General features: G+C 72.2%; 16 protein-coding genes. 7 read left to right on the top strand and 9 right to left on the bottom strand.

The features are described 5' to 3' along the window. Nucleotides 1-41: 41 nt before the first annotated feature. On the bottom strand, nt 42-1,481 hold the full coding sequence (locus JNL41_RS11705) for a LytTR family DNA-binding domain-containing protein (protein ID WP_293475118.1): 1,440 nt from the start codon (nt 1,479-1,481) through the stop codon (nt 42-44). Between the two features lie 111 nt (nt 1,482-1,592). Between JNL41_RS11705 and JNL41_RS11710 the strand changes: the two genes are divergently transcribed. The 6 genes from JNL41_RS11710 to fdhD all read left to right on the top strand — a co-directional run bounded on the left by JNL41_RS11710 (nt 1,593) and on the right by fdhD (nt 8,211). Next, complete coding sequence (locus JNL41_RS11710) at nt 1,593-3,011, top strand: alpha/beta fold hydrolase (protein WP_293475120.1); 1,419 nt, start codon at nt 1,593-1,595, stop codon at nt 3,009-3,011. A 61-nt stretch (nt 3,012-3,072) separates the two neighbouring features. Beyond that, nucleotides 3,073-3,909, top strand: coding sequence for an S-formylglutathione hydrolase (gene fghA, locus JNL41_RS11715; protein WP_293475122.1), 837 nt, complete (start codon nt 3,073-3,075; stop codon nt 3,907-3,909). An 82-nt stretch (nt 3,910-3,991) separates the two neighbouring features. After that, nucleotides 3,992-6,046, top strand: a complete 2,055-nt coding sequence (locus JNL41_RS11720) for a GMC family oxidoreductase (protein WP_293475124.1) — start codon at nt 3,992-3,994, stop codon at nt 6,044-6,046. After that, complete coding sequence (locus JNL41_RS11725) at nt 6,043-6,660, top strand: gluconate 2-dehydrogenase subunit 3 family protein (protein WP_293475126.1); 618 nt, start codon at nt 6,043-6,045, stop codon at nt 6,658-6,660. The genes JNL41_RS11720 and JNL41_RS11725 overlap by 4 nt, the downstream gene beginning before the upstream one ends. A gap of 10 nt (nt 6,661-6,670) precedes the next feature. Next, nucleotides 6,671-7,354, top strand: a complete 684-nt coding sequence (locus tag JNL41_RS11730; RefSeq protein ID WP_293475128.1) for a DUF1080 domain-containing protein — start codon at nt 6,671-6,673, stop codon at nt 7,352-7,354. A gap of 32 nt (nt 7,355-7,386) precedes the next feature. Next, nucleotides 7,387-8,211 carry a formate dehydrogenase accessory sulfurtransferase FdhD gene (fdhD, locus tag JNL41_RS11735; RefSeq protein WP_293475130.1) on the top strand — a complete coding sequence of 275 codons (825 nt, stop codon included), beginning with the start codon at nt 7,387-7,389 and terminating at the stop codon, nt 8,209-8,211. On the opposite strand, the gene JNL41_RS11740 is transcribed toward fdhD, so the two are convergent. From JNL41_RS11740 to JNL41_RS11760, 5 genes are read right to left on the bottom strand one after another with little or no spacing between them, the layout of a single operon-like run. Then, complete coding sequence (locus tag JNL41_RS11740; RefSeq protein WP_293475131.1) at nt 8,170-8,385, bottom strand: formate dehydrogenase subunit delta; 216 nt, start codon at nt 8,383-8,385, stop codon at nt 8,170-8,172. The two genes, fdhD and JNL41_RS11740, sit on opposite strands and share 42 nt — an antisense overlap. Then, entirely contained in the window at nt 8,382-11,222 is a 2,841-nt protein-coding gene (gene fdhF / locus JNL41_RS11745; protein WP_293475133.1) for a formate dehydrogenase subunit alpha, read from the bottom strand. Before fdhF ends, JNL41_RS11740 begins: the two co-directional genes overlap by 4 nt. Nucleotides 11,223-11,226: 4 nt before the next feature. Further along, nucleotides 11,227-12,699: a formate dehydrogenase beta subunit gene (locus JNL41_RS11750; protein ID WP_293475135.1), complete on the bottom strand. Its 1,473-nt coding sequence runs from the start codon at nt 12,697-12,699 to the stop codon at nt 11,227-11,229. Beyond that, on the bottom strand, nt 12,696-13,169 hold the full coding sequence (locus JNL41_RS11755; protein WP_293475137.1) for a formate dehydrogenase subunit gamma: 474 nt from the start codon (nt 13,167-13,169) through the stop codon (nt 12,696-12,698). Before JNL41_RS11755 ends, JNL41_RS11750 begins: the two co-directional genes overlap by 4 nt. Before the next feature lie 19 nt (nt 13,170-13,188). Continuing rightward, nucleotides 13,189-13,944, bottom strand: a complete 756-nt coding sequence (locus tag JNL41_RS11760) for a VOC family protein (RefSeq protein ID WP_293475139.1) — start codon at nt 13,942-13,944, stop codon at nt 13,189-13,191. 118 nt (nt 13,945-14,062) lie between these two features. Here JNL41_RS11760 and JNL41_RS11765 point away from each other — a divergent pair, with 118 nt between their 5' ends. Continuing rightward, complete coding sequence (locus tag JNL41_RS11765; protein ID WP_293475140.1) at nt 14,063-14,884, top strand: enoyl-CoA hydratase; 822 nt, start codon at nt 14,063-14,065, stop codon at nt 14,882-14,884. A 97-nt stretch (nt 14,885-14,981) separates the two neighbouring features. Here JNL41_RS11765 and JNL41_RS11770 read toward each other — a convergent pair whose 3' ends face one another. From JNL41_RS11770 to JNL41_RS11780, 3 genes are read right to left on the bottom strand one after another with little or no spacing between them, the layout of a single operon-like run. After that, nucleotides 14,982-16,547 (bottom strand): MFS transporter, encoded by a 1,566-nt coding sequence (locus JNL41_RS11770; protein ID WP_293475142.1) that lies wholly within the window; start codon nt 16,545-16,547, stop codon nt 14,982-14,984. A 54-nt stretch (nt 16,548-16,601) separates the two neighbouring features. Further along, the gene (locus tag JNL41_RS11775; RefSeq protein ID WP_293475143.1) at nt 16,602-17,444 is read right to left on the bottom strand and encodes a fumarylacetoacetate hydrolase family protein; all 843 of its coding nucleotides are present in this window, start codon (nt 17,442-17,444) and stop codon (nt 16,602-16,604) included. A 13-nt stretch (nt 17,445-17,457) separates the two neighbouring features. Then, entirely contained in the window at nt 17,458-18,189 is a 732-nt protein-coding gene (locus tag JNL41_RS11780; protein ID WP_293475145.1) for an SDR family oxidoreductase, read from the bottom strand. Nucleotides 18,190-18,263 lie beyond the last annotated feature (74 nt).

Genomic DNA, 18,263 nt, shown 5'->3' on the forward strand with positions numbered 1-18,263 from the left:
GCGCACGGCGCCGCGATCCCCGCTCCGTCGTCGCCTGAGGCCTACCGCGCCGACGTCCGCGCAGCGACCTGCGGCGGGTCCAGCGCGTCGCGCAGGGCCGCGAGCCGCGAGCGGCTGACCGGCAGCGCCGCCCCCTCGCTCATGTGCAGGCGCCAGCGGGCGCCGTCGCGCTCCAGCCGCTCGGCGTGGGCGAGGTTGGCGATGGCCGAGCGGTGGACGCGCACGAAGCCCGACGGCAGCTCCGCGCTGAGCTGCTCCAGCCGCGCGTCGTGCAGGAGGCTGCGGCCGCCCGCGAGCCGCAGCTCGGCATAGTCGTCGGCGCCCAGGATCGCGACGATGTCCCCGAGCGGCGTCAGCTCGACGCCCCGGGCCGTGGCGACGGTCAGGCGGTCGGGGCGGCCGGCGGCGCGCGCGAGCGCGGTCTCGCGGGCGCGGTCGTCGCGGCTCACCCGCACGACCTCGGCGACCAGCAGCGGGATCAGCAGGGTCGCGGCCAGCAGGAAGAAGTTGAGGTCGAGCAGCCACGACGGCGAGATCGCCGCGACCGCAGCGAACAGCGCGAGATAGGCCAGCACCGGCGCCGCTCCGGGCCGCCCTGCCCGCACGCCGATCGCCGCCGCCGCGCCGGCGACGGCCACGCCCGCGACCAGCGCCCAACCGGTCCTCTGGTCGAAGCCCGCATGCAGCAGCGAGGCCGCGACCGATGGGACCGCCACGGCCAGCAGGAGGTTGCGCCGCCGCGGCGCGAACCGGACGGCGGCGTAGGCGACGAGCAACAGGGCGAAGGCCGCCGCGAGCATCCAGATCGCGCCCACCCGCCAGGCGTGGAGCGGATACGGATAGGCCACGAGGTTGCGCAGGTTCTCGACCAGCGCCTGCGCGGCCGCGACGCCGGAGAGCGCCGCCAGCATCAGGCTCGAGCCCGTGCGGCGCATGGCGTAGACCGCGCCGAATCCGAACGCAGCGGCCGCCAGCGCGCCCGCGGCCCCGAAGGTCAGCGCCAGCATGCCGAGGGGATAGGCGTAGCGCCCGATCCACACCCCTCCGACCGGGTGGGCGAAACGCAGACCGGCGTGGTGCGCCGACATGCGCACGACGAGCTCGTTGCGGCCATCGCCGCGCCAGAGCGACGGGTCGATCGGGATCGCGGCCTGGTAGAGCCCGGGATGCTCCTCCGCCGCCGTCGCGCCGGGCCGGCCGTTGGCGCCGATCCGCACGCCGTTGAACCAGGCCTCCGTCGACATCGCGCCGGCGACCAGCAGCGTCGGCGTCGCGTCGTTCGGTCCGCGCGGCCCCACCGGCGCCCGCATCCAGCGTTCGCGGCCCTGGGGATCGACCTCCCGCGGACCGGCGACCGGGCGGCAGTCGTGCAGGCCGGCAGGGCCGGTCCCGGCGCACAGCTCCCACGGCCCGACGCGCGCGGCCTGCGCCGCGGTCGCCCAGGCCGTCGCCAGCATCGCCACGAGGACCGCCCGCCACATGGCGCCACTCTACGGCGCCGTTCGCCGATCCGCGCTCCGGTTCGCCGATCCGGCGGCGCCGTTCGCCGATGCGGGGGCGCGCGAGACGGCGACCCGGGCTCTGCTGGCGGCATGGACATCCGCACCCTTTCCCGCCGCGGCGTGCTCGCCGCCGCCGGCCTTGCCCTGCCCGCCGCCGCCTTCGCCCAGACGGCCGGCCCGTTCCGCTTCAGGGGCTGGCGCGGCCAGGAGGTCGACGCCGAGCGCGGCGTCTTCGAGGTTCCCGAGGACCGGCGCGATCCGAAATCCCGCAGGATCCCCGTGAGCTACGTCCGCTTCCGCTCGACCGCCGCCAGACCCGGCCACCCCATCGTCTACCTGGCCGGCGGACCGGGCGGCACGGGTTCGGGCACGGCGACGGGCCCGCGGTTCCCGATCTTCCTGGCGCTGCGCGAGGTCGCCGACGTGATCGCCTTCGACCAGCGGGGCACAGGCGCGAACGGCCGCATCCCGCGCCGGCCGACGCCGAAGGGTCCGCTGCCGCCCCTGACCCGCGAGGGCCTCACCGCCGCCACCCGCGCCGAGGCCCAGGGCGCCTGGGCCGACTGGACGAAGGCCGGCGTCGCCATGCGCGGCTACAACACCGACGACAGCGCCGACGACCTGGAGGACCTCCGCGTCCATCTCGGCGCCGAGAAGATCCACCTGTGGGGCATCAGCTACGGGAGCCACCTGGCGCTGGCCGCCCTCAGGCGGCACGGCGACCGGATCGGCGACGTCGTGCTGGCGAGCCTCGAGGGCCAGGACCAGACGGTGAAGCGCCCGGCGCGGATCGACGGCTACCTCGACCGGGTCGACCGGCTGCTCGCCGCCGACAGGGACGTCCGCGCCGCCGTCCCCGACCTGCCGGCGCTCATGCGGCGCGTCCACGCGCGGCTGGAGGCCGACCCGGCGACGCTCACCCGGCCCGACGGCACGACCTTCCGGCTCGGCGGCTTCGCCATGCAGATGACGGCCGGGGCGCTGATCAAGAACCCCGACACGCTCGCCATGATCCCGCGGCTGTACGTGGGGCTGGATGGCGGCCGGACCGAGGTGCTGGCGCCGCTGATCGGCGCGCTCGGGGCCCCGATCACGGTCGACGGCATGCCGACGGCGATGGACCTCGCTTCCGGCGTCTCCAGGGGCAGGCTCGCGATGGTCGAGCGCGAGGCGAAGACGGCTGTGCTGGGCGACGCGCTGAACTTTCCGATGCCGCACCTGCTGGGCGCGATCCCGGGCATGGACCTGGGCGACGACTTCCGCCGCCCGATCCGCATCCCGCACCGCGCGCTGCTGATCGCGGGCTCGCTGGATGGCCGCACGCCGCTGGCCGAACAGGCCGAGGTCGCCGCCCAGTTCCGCAACAAGGCCCAGGTGCTGGTCGAGAACGCCGGCCACGACGTCTTCGAGTCCCATCCCGAGGTCGGGCCGCTCATCGTCCGCTTCTTCCGGGGCGAGCGGGTGGGCGACACCCGGCTCAGCCTGCCGCCGCCGAAGTTCCGCGTCTGACCGCCTTGCCGCGGCGCCGGACCCATGCTTGACCCGCGGCCCCAGACCCGCGGAGGCTTCGGTGACCCTCGAGACCGTTTCGACGACGAAGGCCTTCGGCGGCGTCCAGGGCGTCTATCGCCACGAGAGCCGAGAGACGAAGACGCCGATGACGTTTTCGGTGTTCGTCCCGCCGCAAGCCGGGCCGCGGCCCGTGGTCTGGTACTTGTCGGGCCTGACCTGCACCCACGCCAATGTGACCGAGAAGGGCCAGTTCCAGCGGGTCTGCGCCGAGCTGGGCCTGATCTTCGTCGCCCCCGACACCAGCCCCCGCGGCGAGGGCGTGCCGGACGACCCGCAAGGCGCCTACGACTTCGGCCTGGGCGCCGGCTTCTACGTCGATGCGACCCAGACGCCGTGGGCCGCGAACTACCGGATGGAGAGCTATGTCGTCTCCGAACTGCCCGAGGTGGTCGCCGCGGCCTTCGCGGTCGACATGGCCCGCCAGGGGTTGACCGGCCACTCCATGGGCGGCCACGGGGCGCTCACCCTGGCGCTGCGGCATCCGGGCCGCTGGGCGAGCGTCTCGGCCTTCGCGCCGATCGCCTCGCCGATGCGCTGCCCCTGGGGCGAGAAGGCGCTGGGGGGCTACCTCGGCCCGGACCGGGCGGCCTGGCGGCGCCATGACGCCACCGCGCTGATCGAGGACGGCGCACGCCTGCCGGACCTCCTGGTCGATCAGGGCGAGGCCGACGGCTTCCTCGAAAGCCAGCTCAGGCCCGAGCTGCTGGAAGCCGCCTGCCGCGACGCCGGCATCCCGCTGACGCTCCGCCGCCAGCCCGGCTACGACCACAGCTACTACTTCATCGCCTCGTTCATGGAGGACCACCTGCGCTGGCACGCCGAACGGCTCGGCTGACCGCGCGGCGCACGCCGCCCTTCCCCGGGGCGGCGACCTGGGCCACGGTGGCGGCGTCGAGTCCGCAGGAGGGGAGAACCGCGTGGCCGAGCCCTATGACGTGATCATCGTCGGCTCCGGGGCCGGCGGCGGGATGAGCGCCTATCACCTGACCAGGTCGGGCATGAAGGTCCTGATGCTCGAGGCGGGGCGCAACTACGACCCCGTGGCCGAGACTCCGATGTGGAACATCAACGCCGAAGCGCCGCTCCGCGGGGCCTCGACGCCCGACAAGCCCTTCGGCTTCTACGACGCCACCGTCGACGGCGGCTGGGAGGTGCCGAACGAGCCCTACACCGTCGCCGAGGGGTCGGAGGCGTTCACCTGGTGGCGGCCGCGCATGCTGGGCGGGCGGACCAACCACTGGGGCCGCATCTCGCTCCGCTTCGGCCCGATGGACTTCAAGCCGCGCTCCCGCGACGGCCTGGGCTACGACTGGCCCATCACCTACGCCGACCTCGCGCCCTGGTACGACAAGACCGAGAAGCTGATCGGCGTCTCGGGCGCCGCCGCGCCCCGCGGCCTCACCAACACCCCCGACTCGCCGCCCGGCTGCCTGATGCAGAACCCGCCGGCCCGCGCCTTCGAGACCTTCTACGCCCGCGGCTTCGAGGCCATGGGCATCCCGGTCGTGCCGATGCACGCCGCGGTGGTCACCCAGCCGATGGAGGGGCGCAACCAGTGCGTCTTCGCCACGCCCTGCGGCCGCGGCTGCGCGATCGGGGCGAACTTCCAGTCGACCACGGTGCTGATCCCGCCGGCCAAGGCGACCGGCAACCTGACGATCACCTGCAACGCACTCGTCTACCAGGTCGACGTGGACGCCGCCGGCAAGGCGAAGGGCGTCACCTGGGTCGACCGCGTCACGGGCAAGCACCACTCGGCGACGGCGCGGGCCGTCGTGCTGGCGGCCGGCTCGGGCGAGACCGCGCGCATCCTGCTCAACTCCAGGAGCGCCAAGTTCCCGGACGGTCTCTGCAACGACCACGGCATGGTCGGCCGCTACCTCATGGACTCGGTCGGCCTGAACGTGACCGCCCAGTTCCCGTCGCTGGAGGGCCTGCCGCCCACCAACGACGACGGCATGAGCGTCGAGCACCTCTACGTGCCCTGGTGGGGCTACGACAGGCACAGGGAACTGGGCTTCCCGCGCGGCTACCACATCGAGCTGGGCGGCGGCCGCGGCATGCCCTCGATGGGGGCGGCCCGCCTGCTGGCCGAGGACGACATGAGCGTGGGCGACGACCTGCGCGCCAACCTGCGCCGTCGCTACGGCAGCCTGATCAGCTTCAACGGCCGCGGCGAGATGATCCCCAACGACGATTGCTACTGCGAGCTGGACCCGGCGGCGAAGGACAAGTGGGGCATCCCGGTCCTGCGCTTCCACTGGAAGTGGGGCGAGCACGAAACGAGACAGGCGGCCCACATGGTCACCACCTTCCTGGAGGTGATCGACAAGCTGGGCGGCAAGCCCATCGGCAAGGTCGAGCGCGACGGCAAGAAGGCCATCTCCAAGGGCGGCGAGATGATCCACGAGGTGGGCACCGTGCGGATGGGCGCGTCGCGCGTCCTGGCCGAGGGCGACCTCAGCGTGGGCGACGACCTGCGGGCCAACCTGCGCCAGCGCTACGGGAGCCTGATCAGCTTCAACGGCCGCGGCGAGATGATCCCCAACGACGACTGCTACTGCGAGCTGGACCCCAAGGTGAAGGACAAGTGGGGCATCCCCGTCCTGCGCTTCCACTGGAGATGGGGCGAGAGCGAGACCCGGCAGGCGGCGCACATGACGACCACCTTCCTGGAGGTGATCGACAAGCTCGGAGGGAAGCCTCTCGGTACGCCCGAGCGCGATGGCCGGAAATCCATCTCCAAGGGCGGCGAGATGATCCACGAGGTCGGGACCGCCCGCATGGGGGCGTCGGCGAAGGACTCGGTGGTGAACCAGTACGGCCAGAGCTGGGCCGTGCCGAACCTCTTCGTGATGGACGGCGCGGTCCTGGTCTCCAGTCCCGACAAGAACCCGACCCTGTCGATCATCGCGCTGGCCTGGCGCTCGGCCGACAACCTGGCGAAGCTCGCGAAGGAGGGCGCGCTGTGAGCGAGACCTTCAAGCCCTACGTCTCCAGGATCGACCGCCGCACGGCCATCGCCTGGATCGGCGCGGTCGGGGCCGCCACCGGGGCCGGCGTGGTCGTCGCCGGCTGCGCGCCGGGCGAGAAGCCGGCCGCGGGCTACGGCACGGACCCCAGGCTGGTGAAGCCCGAAAAGGCGCCCTGGCCACGCCTTCTGTCGAAGCAGGAACTGCAGGCCGCCGCGCTCCTCTGCGACTTCATCCTGCCGGCCAGCGGGACCGCGCCCGCGGCCACGGCGCTGGGCGTGCCCGACTTCATCGACGAGTGGGTGAGCGCGCCCTACCCCGACCAGTTGAAGGACCGCCCGATCATCCGCGACGGCCTGAAGCCGCTGATCAAGGCGATGGGCGATTCCGGGAAACGCGCGGCCTGGCTGACGGCCCTCCCCGAGGCCACGGACGAGACGACCAGGACCTTCTTCAGGCGCTTCCGCTATCTCGTGGTCGGCGCCTACTACACGACGCAGGAAGGTTTCCGGGACATCGGCTACATCGGCAACGAGAGCCGTGCCGTCGACCCCGGCCCGTCGGCCGAAGCGAAGGCGGCCGTCGAGCAGGCCTTGGTGAAACTCGGGCTCTGAAGGAGCGGTGATGAAGGCGTTCGCGTTCGGTGTGGTGCTGGCGGTCCTCGCCACGGGAGCCCTCGCTCAGCCGATGAACTCGCTCACCCCTGCCGAGAAGGGCGCCGGCTGGTCGCTGCTGTTCGACGGCGCGACGACGGCCGGCTGGCGCGGCTTCAGGGCCCCCGCGCCGGACTCAGGCTGGCATGTGACCGACGGCGCCCTGAGCCCGGACCCGAAGACGTCCAAGGACATCATGACCAGGGAGACGTTCGGCGACTTCGAGCTGGCGTTCGAATGGAAGATCAGCCCCAGGGGCAACTCCGGCGTCATGTACCGGGTGACCGAGGACGGCGAGGAGACCTACTGGAGCGGGCCGGAGTACCAGGTGCTGGACAACAGCCGAGGCGAGCCGCCGCGGCAGCGCGCCGGCGCGCTCTACGACCTCTACGAACCGGCGGGGGCCGTGACGAAGCCGGTCGGCGAGTACAACCAGGGCCGCATCGTGATCCGCAAGGGCCACGTCGAACACTGGCTGAATGGCGCGAAGGTGGTCGAGTACGACCTGGGCTCCGACGACTTCAAGGCCCGCGTGAACCGCAGCAAGTTCAGGGCCTGGCCCATGTTCGCGCAGGGCGCGCGCGGCCACATCGCACTGCAGAACCACGGCGACGACGTCGCCTACCGCAACATCAGGATCAGGCGGCTGGACTGACGTTCGTGGCGTGGGAGCGTTAGGTTGATCCCATGACGGCCCGCCCCCTGCCCCCGCCGGTGACGCCCCTGCCCGGGCGCATGTGGCGTGCCGACGGCGTCGGCGACATCACGCGCGACGTCCCCGCCGAAACGGCCATCGCGCTGTCGTTCGATGGCGAGCCCTATGCCGTGGTGATGGCGACGCCGCGCGACGTCACCGAACTCGCCATCGGCTTCACGGTGAGCGAGGCGATCGCCGCCTTCGCCGACATCCGCGACGTCGCCGTCGAGGTGCATGAACTCGGCATCACCGCCGACGTGCGCCTGGACGGCGCCGCAGCTCCCGCGCGCGCCCGCTCGATCGAAGGCCGCACGAGTTGCGGCCTCTGCGGCGTCGAGCGGCTGGAGGACGCCATGCGGCCCACGCCCCGCGTCGCGGCCCGCCTGGACATCGCGCCCGAGGCGATCCAGCGCGCCACCGCCGCGTTCGACGGCGCCCAGCCGCTGGGCCGCGAGACCCGCGCCACCCATGCCGCCGCCTTCGCCGCGCCCGACGGGCGCGTCCTCCTCGTGCGCGAGGACGTGGGCCGCCACAACGCGCTCGACAAGCTGGGCGGCGCCCTGCTGGCCGCGGGCATCGACCCCGCCACGGGCTTCATCCTCATCACCAGCCGGTGCTCGTTCGAGATGGTCGAGAAGACCGCGCGCCTGGGGGCGCCCATGATCGTGGCCATCTCGGCTCCGACGGCGCTCGCCATCCGCCGCGCCGAGGAGGCCGGCCTGACGCTCGTGGCGCTCGCTCGCGCCGACGGCCACACCGTCTTCAGCGCGCCCTCAGACGAGCCGGCCGACCGCCTCCCGCGCGACCGGATCTAGCCCCTCGCCGCCGGCGGCGCGCCAGGCCACGATCTCGGCGCGCATCTGGGGGTCCCAGAAGCTCTTCAGGTGCTGGGCGACGCCCGCGGCGGCGTCGCCGGGCTGGTCGTCGAAGAAGCGGGCGATCTGGTTGGCCATGTAGATCAGCCGGTCCGGCCGCGCCGCCGCGCTCATTCGGCCGGCTCCGGCGCGATCCGCCGGCTGCGGGCGCTCATCGCCTCGTAGCGTTCCTGCCAGTCGGTGGGCCCGTTGGACGGCGCGACCTGCACGGCGGTCACCTTGTACTCGGGGCAGTTGGTCGCCCAGTCGGAGTAGTCGGTGGTGACCACGTTCGCCTGCGTCGAGGGGTGGTGGAAGGTCGTATAGACGACGCCCGGCGCGACCCGGTCGGTGATCCGCGCCCTGAGCGTGGTCGAACCGGCGCGGCTGGCCAGTTGCACCCAGTCGCGCTCGCGAACGCCGCGCTCCTCGGCGTCGTGCGGATGGATCTCCAGCACATCCTCCTCGTGCCAGACGACGTTTTCCGTTCGCCGCGTCTGGGCGCCGACGTTGTACTGGCTGAGAATCCGGCCGGTGGTCAGCAGCAGCGGGAAGCGCGGGCCCACCTTCTCGTCGGTGGCGAGGTACTCGGTGACCACGAACTTGCCCAGCCCTCGGACGAACCGCTCCAGGTGCATCACCGGCGTACCGGCGGGCGCCGCCGCATTGCAGGGCCACTGCACCGAACCTTCGCGCTCCAGGAGGTCGTAGGACACGCTCGCGAACGTCGGCGTGAGCCGGGCGATCTCGTCCATGATCTGCGAGGGGTGCTCGTAGGCCATCGGATAGCCCAGCGCGGTCGAGAGTTTCTGGGTGATCTCCCAGTCCTCGAAGCCGTTCTTCGGGGGAATGACGCGGCGGACGCGCTGGATGCGCCGCTCGGCGTTGGTGAACGTCCCGTCCTTCTCCAGGAAGGTGGAGCCCGGCAGGAAGACGTGACCGTAGTTCGCGGTCTCGTTCAGGAAGAGGTCGTGGATCACGACGCACTCCATCGCGGCCAGTCCGGCGGCGACGTGCTTCGTGTTCGGGTCCGACTGCAGGATGTCCTCGCCCTGCACGTAGAGCGCCTTGAAACGTCCGGCGACGGCGGCGTCCAGCATGTTGGGAATACGCAGGCCGGGCTCGGGGTCGATAGGCGCGCCCCAGGCGGCCTCGAACAGCGCCCGCGTCGCCTCGTCCGAGACGTGGCGATAGCCGGTCAGCTCGTGCGGGAACGAGCCCATGTCGCAGGCGCCCTGGACGTTGTTCTGGCCGCGCAGCGGATTTACGCCGACGCCCGGCTTGCCCAGGTTGCCGGTGGCCATGGCGAGGTTGGCGATGGCCATCACCGCGGTCGAGCCCTGGCTGTGCTCGGTCACGCCCAGGCCGTAGTAGATCGCCGCGGCGCCGCCGGTGGCGTAGAGCCGCGCAGCGGCGCGCAGCTCGCCCGCGGGCACGCCGGTCACGGCCTCCGTGGCCTCCGGCGAATGCTCCGGCCCGGCCACATGCTCGGCCCAGGCCTGGAAGTCCTCGATCGCGCAGCGCTCGCGCACGAACGCCTCGTCGATCAGCCCCTCGGTCACGATGACGTGCGCCAGCGCTACCAGCACCGCCACGTTCGTCCCGGGCCTCAGCGCCAGATGGTGCGCCGCCCGCACATGCGGCGTCCGCACGAGGTCGATGCGGCGCGGGTCGATCACGATCAGCTTCGCGCCCCCGCCTCCTTCGCTCAGGGCCCGCAGGCGCTGCTTCATCCGCGAGGCGAACACCGGGTGTCCGTCGGTCGGGTTCGCGCCGATCACCACGATGACGTCGGCCTGCTCGACGCTGTCGAAGTCCTGCGTGCCGGCCGAGGTCCCCAGCGTGGTTTTCAGGCCATAGCCGGTGGGCGAGTGGCAGACGCGGGCGCAGGTGTCGACGTTGTTCACCCCGAACCGCGCCCGGATCATCTTCTGGACGAGATAAGTCTCTTCGTTGGTGCAGCGCGACGAGGTGATGCCGCCGATGGCGTGCGCCCCGTACCTGGCCTCGATGCGTGCGAACTCGGCCGCCGTGTGGGCGATGGCCTCGTCCCAGGAGACGGTGCGCCACGGCTCGCCGATGGAGGTCCGGATCATCGGCTCGAGCACGCGCTCGCGGTGGCTGGCGTAGCCCCAGGCGAAGCGACCCTTCACGCAGGAGTGGCCGTGGTTGGCCTTGCCGTCCTTCCACGGGACCATGCGGACCAACCGGTCGTCACGCAGCTCCGCCTTGAAGGTGCAGCCGACGCCGCAGTAGCCGCAGGTCGTCACCTCGGACCGGTCCGGCGGCCCGACCTCGAGCACGGCCTTCTCGACCAGCGCCTCGGTCGGGCAGGCCTGGACGCAGGCTCCGCACGATACGCACTCCGACGACAGGAACAGCTCGTCCTGGCCGGCGGACACCTTCGAGGCGAAGCCGCGGCCCTCGATGGTGAGCGCGAGCGTCCCCTGCACCTCGTCGCAGGCCCGCACGCAGCGCGAGCAGACGATGCACCTGGCCGGATCGAAGACGAAGTAGGGGTTGGACTCGTCGCACGGCAGGCCGTCGTGCGCGGCGCCGCCGGCGTAGCGGCTCCCGCGCACGCCCAGAGCCGCGGCCTGGGCGCAGAGCTCGCACTCGCCGCGGTCCGGGTGTGCGGCATGGTCCGAGAGGTAGAGTTCGATCACGTTGCGGCGGACGCGGTCGAGCTGCGCCGAGCGCGTGCGCACCGCCATGCCCGGCGCGACCGGCGTGGCGCAGGCGGCGGGCGTCCCGGCGCGGCCTTCGATCTCCACCAGGCACAGCCGGCACGAGCCGAAGGCGTCCAGGCTGTCGGTGGCGCAGAGCTTGGGGATCGCGATCCCGGCGACGGCGGCGGCGCGCAGGATCGAGGTCCCCTCGGGCACGGTCACTGCGGCGCCGTCGATGGTCAGGCCGATCGGTTCGCCGACCGTTTCCGGCGTGCCGAGGTCGAATTCGAGGACGCGGGCCATGGCGCTACGTTCCTCCGCCGTCGGGGCGGAATGCGAAGTCCTCCGGGAAATGCCGGATGGCGCTCATCACCGGATAGGGTGTGAACCCGCCGAGCGCGCAGAGCGAACCAAATTTCAGTGTCTCGCAGAGGTCCTCGACCAGGGCGAGGCCGCCGGCGACGTCGACGCCCGCGCGGACCCTGTCGAGCGTCTCCACCCCGCGCGTCGAGCCGATACGGCAGGGCGTACACTTGCCGCAGCTCTCGATGGCGCAGAACTCCAGGGCGAAGCGAGCCTGGGCCGCCATGTCGACGGTGTCGTCGAACACCACGATGCCGCCGTGGCCGATCAGCCCGTCCCTCGCCGCGAAGGCCTCGTAGTCGTAGGGCGTGTCGAAGAGGGCCGGCGGGAAGTAAGCGCCCAGCGGGCCGCCGCACTGCACCGCGCGGACGGGCCGGCCGGTGGCCGCGCCGCCGCCGATGTCTTCGACGATCTCGCGCAGGGTGAGCCCGAACGGCGCCTCGTAGAGCCCCGGCCGCGCCACGTTGCCCGCGAGCTGGATCGGCATGGTCCCGCGTGAACGGCCCGTGCCGAGCGCCGCATAGGCCTCGCCGCCGTTCAGGACGATCCACGGGACGGTCGCCAGGGACAGCACGTTGTTGACCGCGGTCGGACGCCCGAACAGCCCGCGGTGCGCCGGGAGCGGCGGCTTGGCCCGCACCTGGCCGCGCCGGCCCTCGAGGCTCTCCAGCAGCGCCGTCTCCTCGCCGCAGACGTAGGCCCCGGCGCCGACCCTTAGTTCAATGTCGAACGATCCCAGCAGACCCTTTGTCCGCGCCGTCTCTATGGCCGCTGCGAACGTCGCGTTGGCGTGCGGATACTCCGAGCGGGAGTAGACGAAACCCTTGCCCGCGCCGACCGCGAAAGCGGCGATCGCCAGGCCCTCGATCAGCGCGAACGGATCTCCCTCCATCAGCATGCGGTCGGCGAAAGTGCCCGAGTCGCCCTCGTCGGCGTTGCAGACGACGTACTTGTGCTCGCCCGCCGCCTCGCGGACCGTCCGCCACTTCACGCCGACCGGGAAGCCGGCGCCGCCGCGGCCGCGCAGGCCGGAGGCGGTCACCGCCGCGATCAGGGCGTCCGGCCCCATCTCGCGGGCCCGCGCCAGGGCGTCGAACGCCGGCGCCACGAGCGGATCGACGACGCCGCAGCGGGCGAACGTCAGCCGGTTCTGCGCCGCCAGCCACGGGTGAGCGGCCATGTCGCCGAGCGCCAGCGGGCTGCCCCCGGCCAGGATCGCGGCCACGTCGCCGGGCGTCGCGGGCCCGAAGGCGCGGCGGCCCTCCGGCGTCTCGACCTCCACCAGCGGCTCCAGCCAGAAGAGGCCGCGCGAGCCCGTGCGCACGACTTCGCAACCCGCCGCCACGAAGGCGTGGGCCACGGCTTCGGCGCCGACGGCCAGGGCCGCCGAATCCCTGGGTACGTAGACGCGCGTCACCGCGCGTCCACCGCGTCCGCCAGGCGGCGCGCGTCCAGCCGCCCGACCGGCTCGCCGTCCACCAGCGCCGCCGGCGCCACCGCACACAGGCCGAGGCAGTAGACCGGCTCCACCGTCACGGCGCCGTCCGGCGTGGTCCCGCCCCATTCGAGCGCGAGCCGCGCCAGCAGGTCGGCCGCCGCCGCCTCGCCGCCCATCGACTGGCACGCCTCGGCCCGGCAGAGCCGCACCACCCGCCGCCCCGCCGGCGCGTCGCGGAAGTCGTGGTAGAAGCTCACCACCCCGTGGACCTCGGCCCGCGTCAGGTTCAGCGCCTCGGCCACCACCGGGACGGCGGCCGGCGGCACGCAGCCGAACTGCGCCTGTATCGCGTGCAGGATCGGCAGCAACGGCCCCTCCAGGCCGGCGTGCGCCGCCACGATCTGGCGGACGCCATCCGGGCTCCAGTCCGAGGTGGGGCCATCGCTCATGAGGGGCTCCGGCGCGGCCCTACGCTTTCACGAGCTCCACACGCGTCCCGCAGAGTTTCACCGTCCCGTCGGCGTCCACAGCGCCGCGAGCCTTGGCCCGCGCCCTCACCGCGTCGGGATCGCGGACCTTCACGTCGAAGGCGCGCAGGCCCTCGCCGCGCCCGTCGCTCACCGGCACGAAGCGGATCTCGCCGCCGTCGACGCCCACGATCCACCGCCCGTCGCGGTAGCTCACGGGCCGCTGCATCACCTCGCCCCAGCGGGTGGCCATGGCCTCGGGGTCGTCGCCCTGCAACTCGGCGCCGACGATCTCCAGCGAGATGTCGGTCCTCACGTTCGTCTGCCAGTCGGGACCGCCCCACTCCCAGCGCTCCTTCGGCGTCATCGCGTCCAGCGACAGGATCGCGCCGCCCACGTCGCGCGGGTGCAGGTGGCTGCAGGCGACCTTGCCGTCGTCGCGGTCGGTTTCGTGGACGATGCGCACGCCGATGTCGGCCACGTGACGGCGCGCTGCGGCCATGTCGTCGACCTGCATGATGACCATGTAGCCGCCGTCGCCGCCGCGCTTCTCCAGCAGCCGCCCCGCGGTCGTTCCCGCCTGAACCGGCGCCACGACTTCCAGGAAGGTGTCCCCCACCGGCCAGACCGCATTGTGCAGCCCGAAGTGGCCGACGCCGGGATCCGGATAGTCCTTGCCGAGGCCCAGGACGTCGACGATCTCGGCCTTGGCCCTGTCGAGGTCCTCGCCCACCAGGGCGATCTGGCGAATACGCATGGCGTCCTCCCGTTCCTTTGCCGGCGACTACAGGGGGCGACCCCGCGTCGGTCAAGCGGACTTCCTTCCGCGCGCGGCAACGGCGTAGGGTCGCGCCAACAACGAAGGGAGCCCGACCATGGCCGCGATCGACACCGGCACCAACGACCTCATCGCTGATCTCGACAGCGGCGTCCTGACCATCACGCTGAACCGTCCCGATGCGCGCAACGCCATGAGCGACGACATGAACCAGGCGCTGGCGCGCACCCTGGCCGACGCCGAGTTCAATCCCGACGTGAAGGTCGTGGTGCTGACCGGGGCCGGGAAAGGCTTCTGCGCCGGCGGCGACGTGAAGGGGATGAACAGCCGCAACGACGGCGGCGGTCCCGGTCTCGGCATCGACGCGGCCATCCACCGTCAGCGGGTCAACCAGCGGGCCACCGCCGGCAAGCTCTTCAAGATGCCCAAGCCGACGCTGGCCGCCCTGCCGGGCGCAGCGGCCGGCGCGGGCCTGGGCCTGGCGCTCGCCTGCGACCTCAGGATCATGGCCTCGAGCGCCATCATGACCACCGCCTTCGCCAAGGTCGGCTTCTCGGGCGACTACGGCGGCACCTACTTCCTGACCCAGCTCGTGGGCTCGGCCAAGGCGCGCGAGATGTACTACCTCTCCGACCGGATCGACGCGCAGGAGGCCCTGCGGCTCGGGCTCACCAACTGGGTCTGCGAGTTCGACGAACTGGCCGCGAAGACCCGCGAGATCGCGCTGCGGCTGGCGAACGGCCCGACCATCGCCTACCGCTACATGAAGGAGAACCTGAACCGCGCCATGGCCGGCGACTGGGACGACTGCCTGGACCTGGAGGCCACCCACCACGTCCACTGCGGCCAGACCGCCGACCACAAGGAAGCCGCCAGGGCCTTCGTGGAGAAGCGCGAGCCGGTCTTCACGGGCCGCTGAAGCTCCCGAGCCTCCGCGGAAGCGGGGGCTCCGTCATTTTGGATACGCGGTTCATCGAATCGGAGGGCGCCGCTCCGCGGCCTCCCCCGACGGGACCTCAGTACGCCGGCTCGCCGACGGCGATGGCGCGGTCGACCTTGCTGGCCTCCAGCCCCGCCATCTTCCGGCTGACCAGCCACAGGCAGAAGAGCGACACCGGCGGCATCAGCAGCAGGCTGAACACGCCCATCTGCAGCGAGCCCGTCACCGTGGCCACCTTGCCCGAGGCGTAGGGACCGATCGCGAGGCCCACCATGGTCGAGCCCAGGACGTAGGTCGCCGAGACCGTGCCGTTCATCCGCGGCAGCACGAAGTCCTGGTAGGCGGCGACCGTCGAGCCCACCCAGGCCGAGCTGGTCATGGCGACGATCGGGTTCACCCACGCGTAGCTGCCGAAGTCGGGCCGCGTGAACATCAGGACGATCAGCGGGAAGGTCGTGACCGACGACAGCATGCAGACGAAGAGCCGGCCGCGCGGGTCGCGGGACTTCCAGGCGTCGGAGATCCGCCCGCCGGCGATGACGCCGACCGCCGAGGCGATGGCGCTCGGGATGCCCAGCGCCAGCCCGGCCTCGTGCGGCGTGACCCCGAACGTCCGGATCGCGTAGGGCGCGGCCCAGAAGCCGAACCCGTAGGTGACGGTGGCGAGGCCGCCCATGCCCACGATGCAGAGCAGCACCTGCGGCGTCCCCCAGATCAGCTCGTGGGTCGGCCGGTCGGTGGCCTTCAGCGACTGCACCCAGGAGAAGACCGCGTAGCAGCCCATCGCGTAGGCGATCCACTGGGCGTAGTCGCCGGTGAGCAGGATCAGCCCCGTCGCGGCGGCGGCGATGACCGCGGCGGCGATCAGGTTCTGCTTCAGCCCCTTGTGGCGCGCGACGCTGATCAGTGTGAACGGCGGCAGGATGGCGGCGAACTCGCGCAGGAAGATGCCCCAGGCGCCGGGCTTGGCGACCGGCATCGGCTCACCGCGCGGCCCGGTGCGCGGCGGCTCGCGCAGCGTCCAGACCCAGGCGGCGACGACGAGGCCCGGCAGGCCCACGGCCAGGAACGTCGCCTGCCAGCCGGCCAGCGCGAACGGGCCGCTGCCGTTCGGGAATGCGGCGTTCCAGGCGTCCGTGATGGCCCCGCCCAGCGGCAGCGACAGGCCCGAGCCCACGTAGAGCCCCGCCGAATAGATCGCCGCGGCCAGCGCGCGCCGCTCCTTCGGGAAGTAGTCGGCCAGCATCGAGAAGGCCGCCGGCGAGGCGCTGGCCTCGCCCACGCCGACGCCCACGCGGGCCACCGCCAGTTGGGCGTAGGTGGTGGAAAAGCCCGAGAGCGCGGTCATCGACGACCAGACGGCGAGCCCGATCGCCATGAGCCGGCCGCGATACCAGATGTCCGCCAGCCGCCCGAGCGGGATGCCGAACAGGGTGTAGAAGATCGCGAACGCCGTCCCGTACAGGAAGCCCAGTTGGGCGTCGGTGAGGCCGAGGTCGCCTTTGATGTCCTCCGCCAGGATCGACAGGATCTGCCGGTCGACGAAGTTCAGCATGTAGACGACGACCATCACGCCGAGCGCGTACCAGGCGTAGACGCCCGGTCCCTTCGCGCGCGGCGGCTCGACTGCGGCGTCCGCCATCGTCACTTCCCCCCAGGTTCTCTCTTCTTCTTGGCGCGGACAGTGCGCGAGGCGTCAGACGGAGTCCACGATCCGCTGGCGCTGTTCGCCCAGGCCGTCGATGCCCAGGGTCACCGTGTCGCCGGCCTTCAGGAACCGCGGCGGCTTCATGCCCAGGCCCACGCCGGCCGGCGTGCCAGTCATGATCACGTCACCCGGCGAGAAACTCATGAACCGGCTCACGTAGCTGATCAGGAACGGGACCTTGTGGATCATCTTGGCGGTGGACGAGTCCTGCACCCGCTCGCCATTGACGTCGCACCAGATGCCGAGCGCGTGCGGGTCCGGCACCTTGTCCCGCGTCACCAGCCAGGGGCCGATCGGCCCGAAGCCGTCGCAGCCCTTGCCCTTGTCCCAGGTCCCCGTGCCCTCGAGCTGCCACTGCCGCTCGGAGAGGTCGTTGGCGACGCAGTAGCCGGCCACGTGGTCCAGCGCGTCGGCCTCGTCGACATAGGCCGCGCGCTTGCCGATCACCACGCCCAGCTCGACCTCCCAGTCCATCTTCACCGAGCCGCGCGGCAGCGGCACGTCGTCGTTCGCGCCGGTGGGCGCGCTGGCCTTCAGGAAGACCACCGGCTCGGCCGGCGCCTTGCCGCCGGTCTCGGCGGCGTGCTCCGCATAGTTCAGGCCGATGCAGACGATCTTGCCGACGCCGCCCACGCACGGACCCAGTCGTGTCGCCGGATCGACGCTGGGGAACTGGGCGACGTTGAGGTCGCGCACCCGCGCCACGGTGGCCGCGGCCAGCGCAGGTCCCGCCCAGTCCTCGATCTCGCTGGAGAGGTCGCGCCAGACGCCCCAGTCGTCGATCGCGCCGGGCTTCTCGCGCCCCGGCTCGCCGAACCGGATCAGTTTCATCCCCGACTCCCCATCAGGCGGCCCACCCGCCATCGATCACATGCGCCTGCCCCGTCGTGAAGGCCGCTTCGTCGCTGGCGAGGTAGACGGCGAGATGGGCGATCTCGTCGGCGGTTCCCAGCCGGCCCATCGGCTGGCGGGCGATGAAGGCGATCCGCGCCGCCGCCTCGTCGCCCGTGGCCTTCAGCCGCTCGGTCAGCGACGGGGTATCGACCGTGCCCGGACAGATGGCGTTGCAGCGGATGCCCTGCGTGACGAAATCCGCGGAGACGGCCTTGGTGATCCCGATCACCGCCGCCTTGGTGGCCGAGTAGGCGAAGCGGTTGGGGGCCGCCTTGATCGACGACGCCACGGACGAGACGTTGACGATCGAGCCTGCTCCGCGCGCCAGCATCCCCGGCAGGAACGCCCGGATCGTCCGCACCATCGAGGTGACGTTGAGGTCCAGGGCGCGGGCCCAGTCGGCGTCGGACGTCTCCAGCACCGAGCCGTTCGGCACCCAGCCGGCTGCATTGAACAGGATTTCCCGGTCGGGCCACCTCGCCGCGGCCGCGATCACCGCGTCGGGATCGGTGACGTCCAGCCGCTCGGCCGTCACGCCGTCCAGTGTCGCGAGCGCGGCCTCGTCGATGTCGCTGGCGACCACGTGCGCGCCCTCCCGGGCGAAGGCGAGCGCCGTGGCGCGGCCGATGCCGGCGCCGGCGGCGGTGACGAAGGCGCGCTTGCCCGAGAGACGTCCGCTCATCGCCGTGCAGGGTAACGGCGTGCGTCGGGCCCCGCCATGCCTGAACCGCCCTTTTCTGGCCGGGAGCCCCCACT

This window comes from Phenylobacterium sp., assembly GCF_016793285.1.
Lineage (GTDB): Bacteria > Pseudomonadota > Alphaproteobacteria > Caulobacterales > Caulobacteraceae > Phenylobacterium.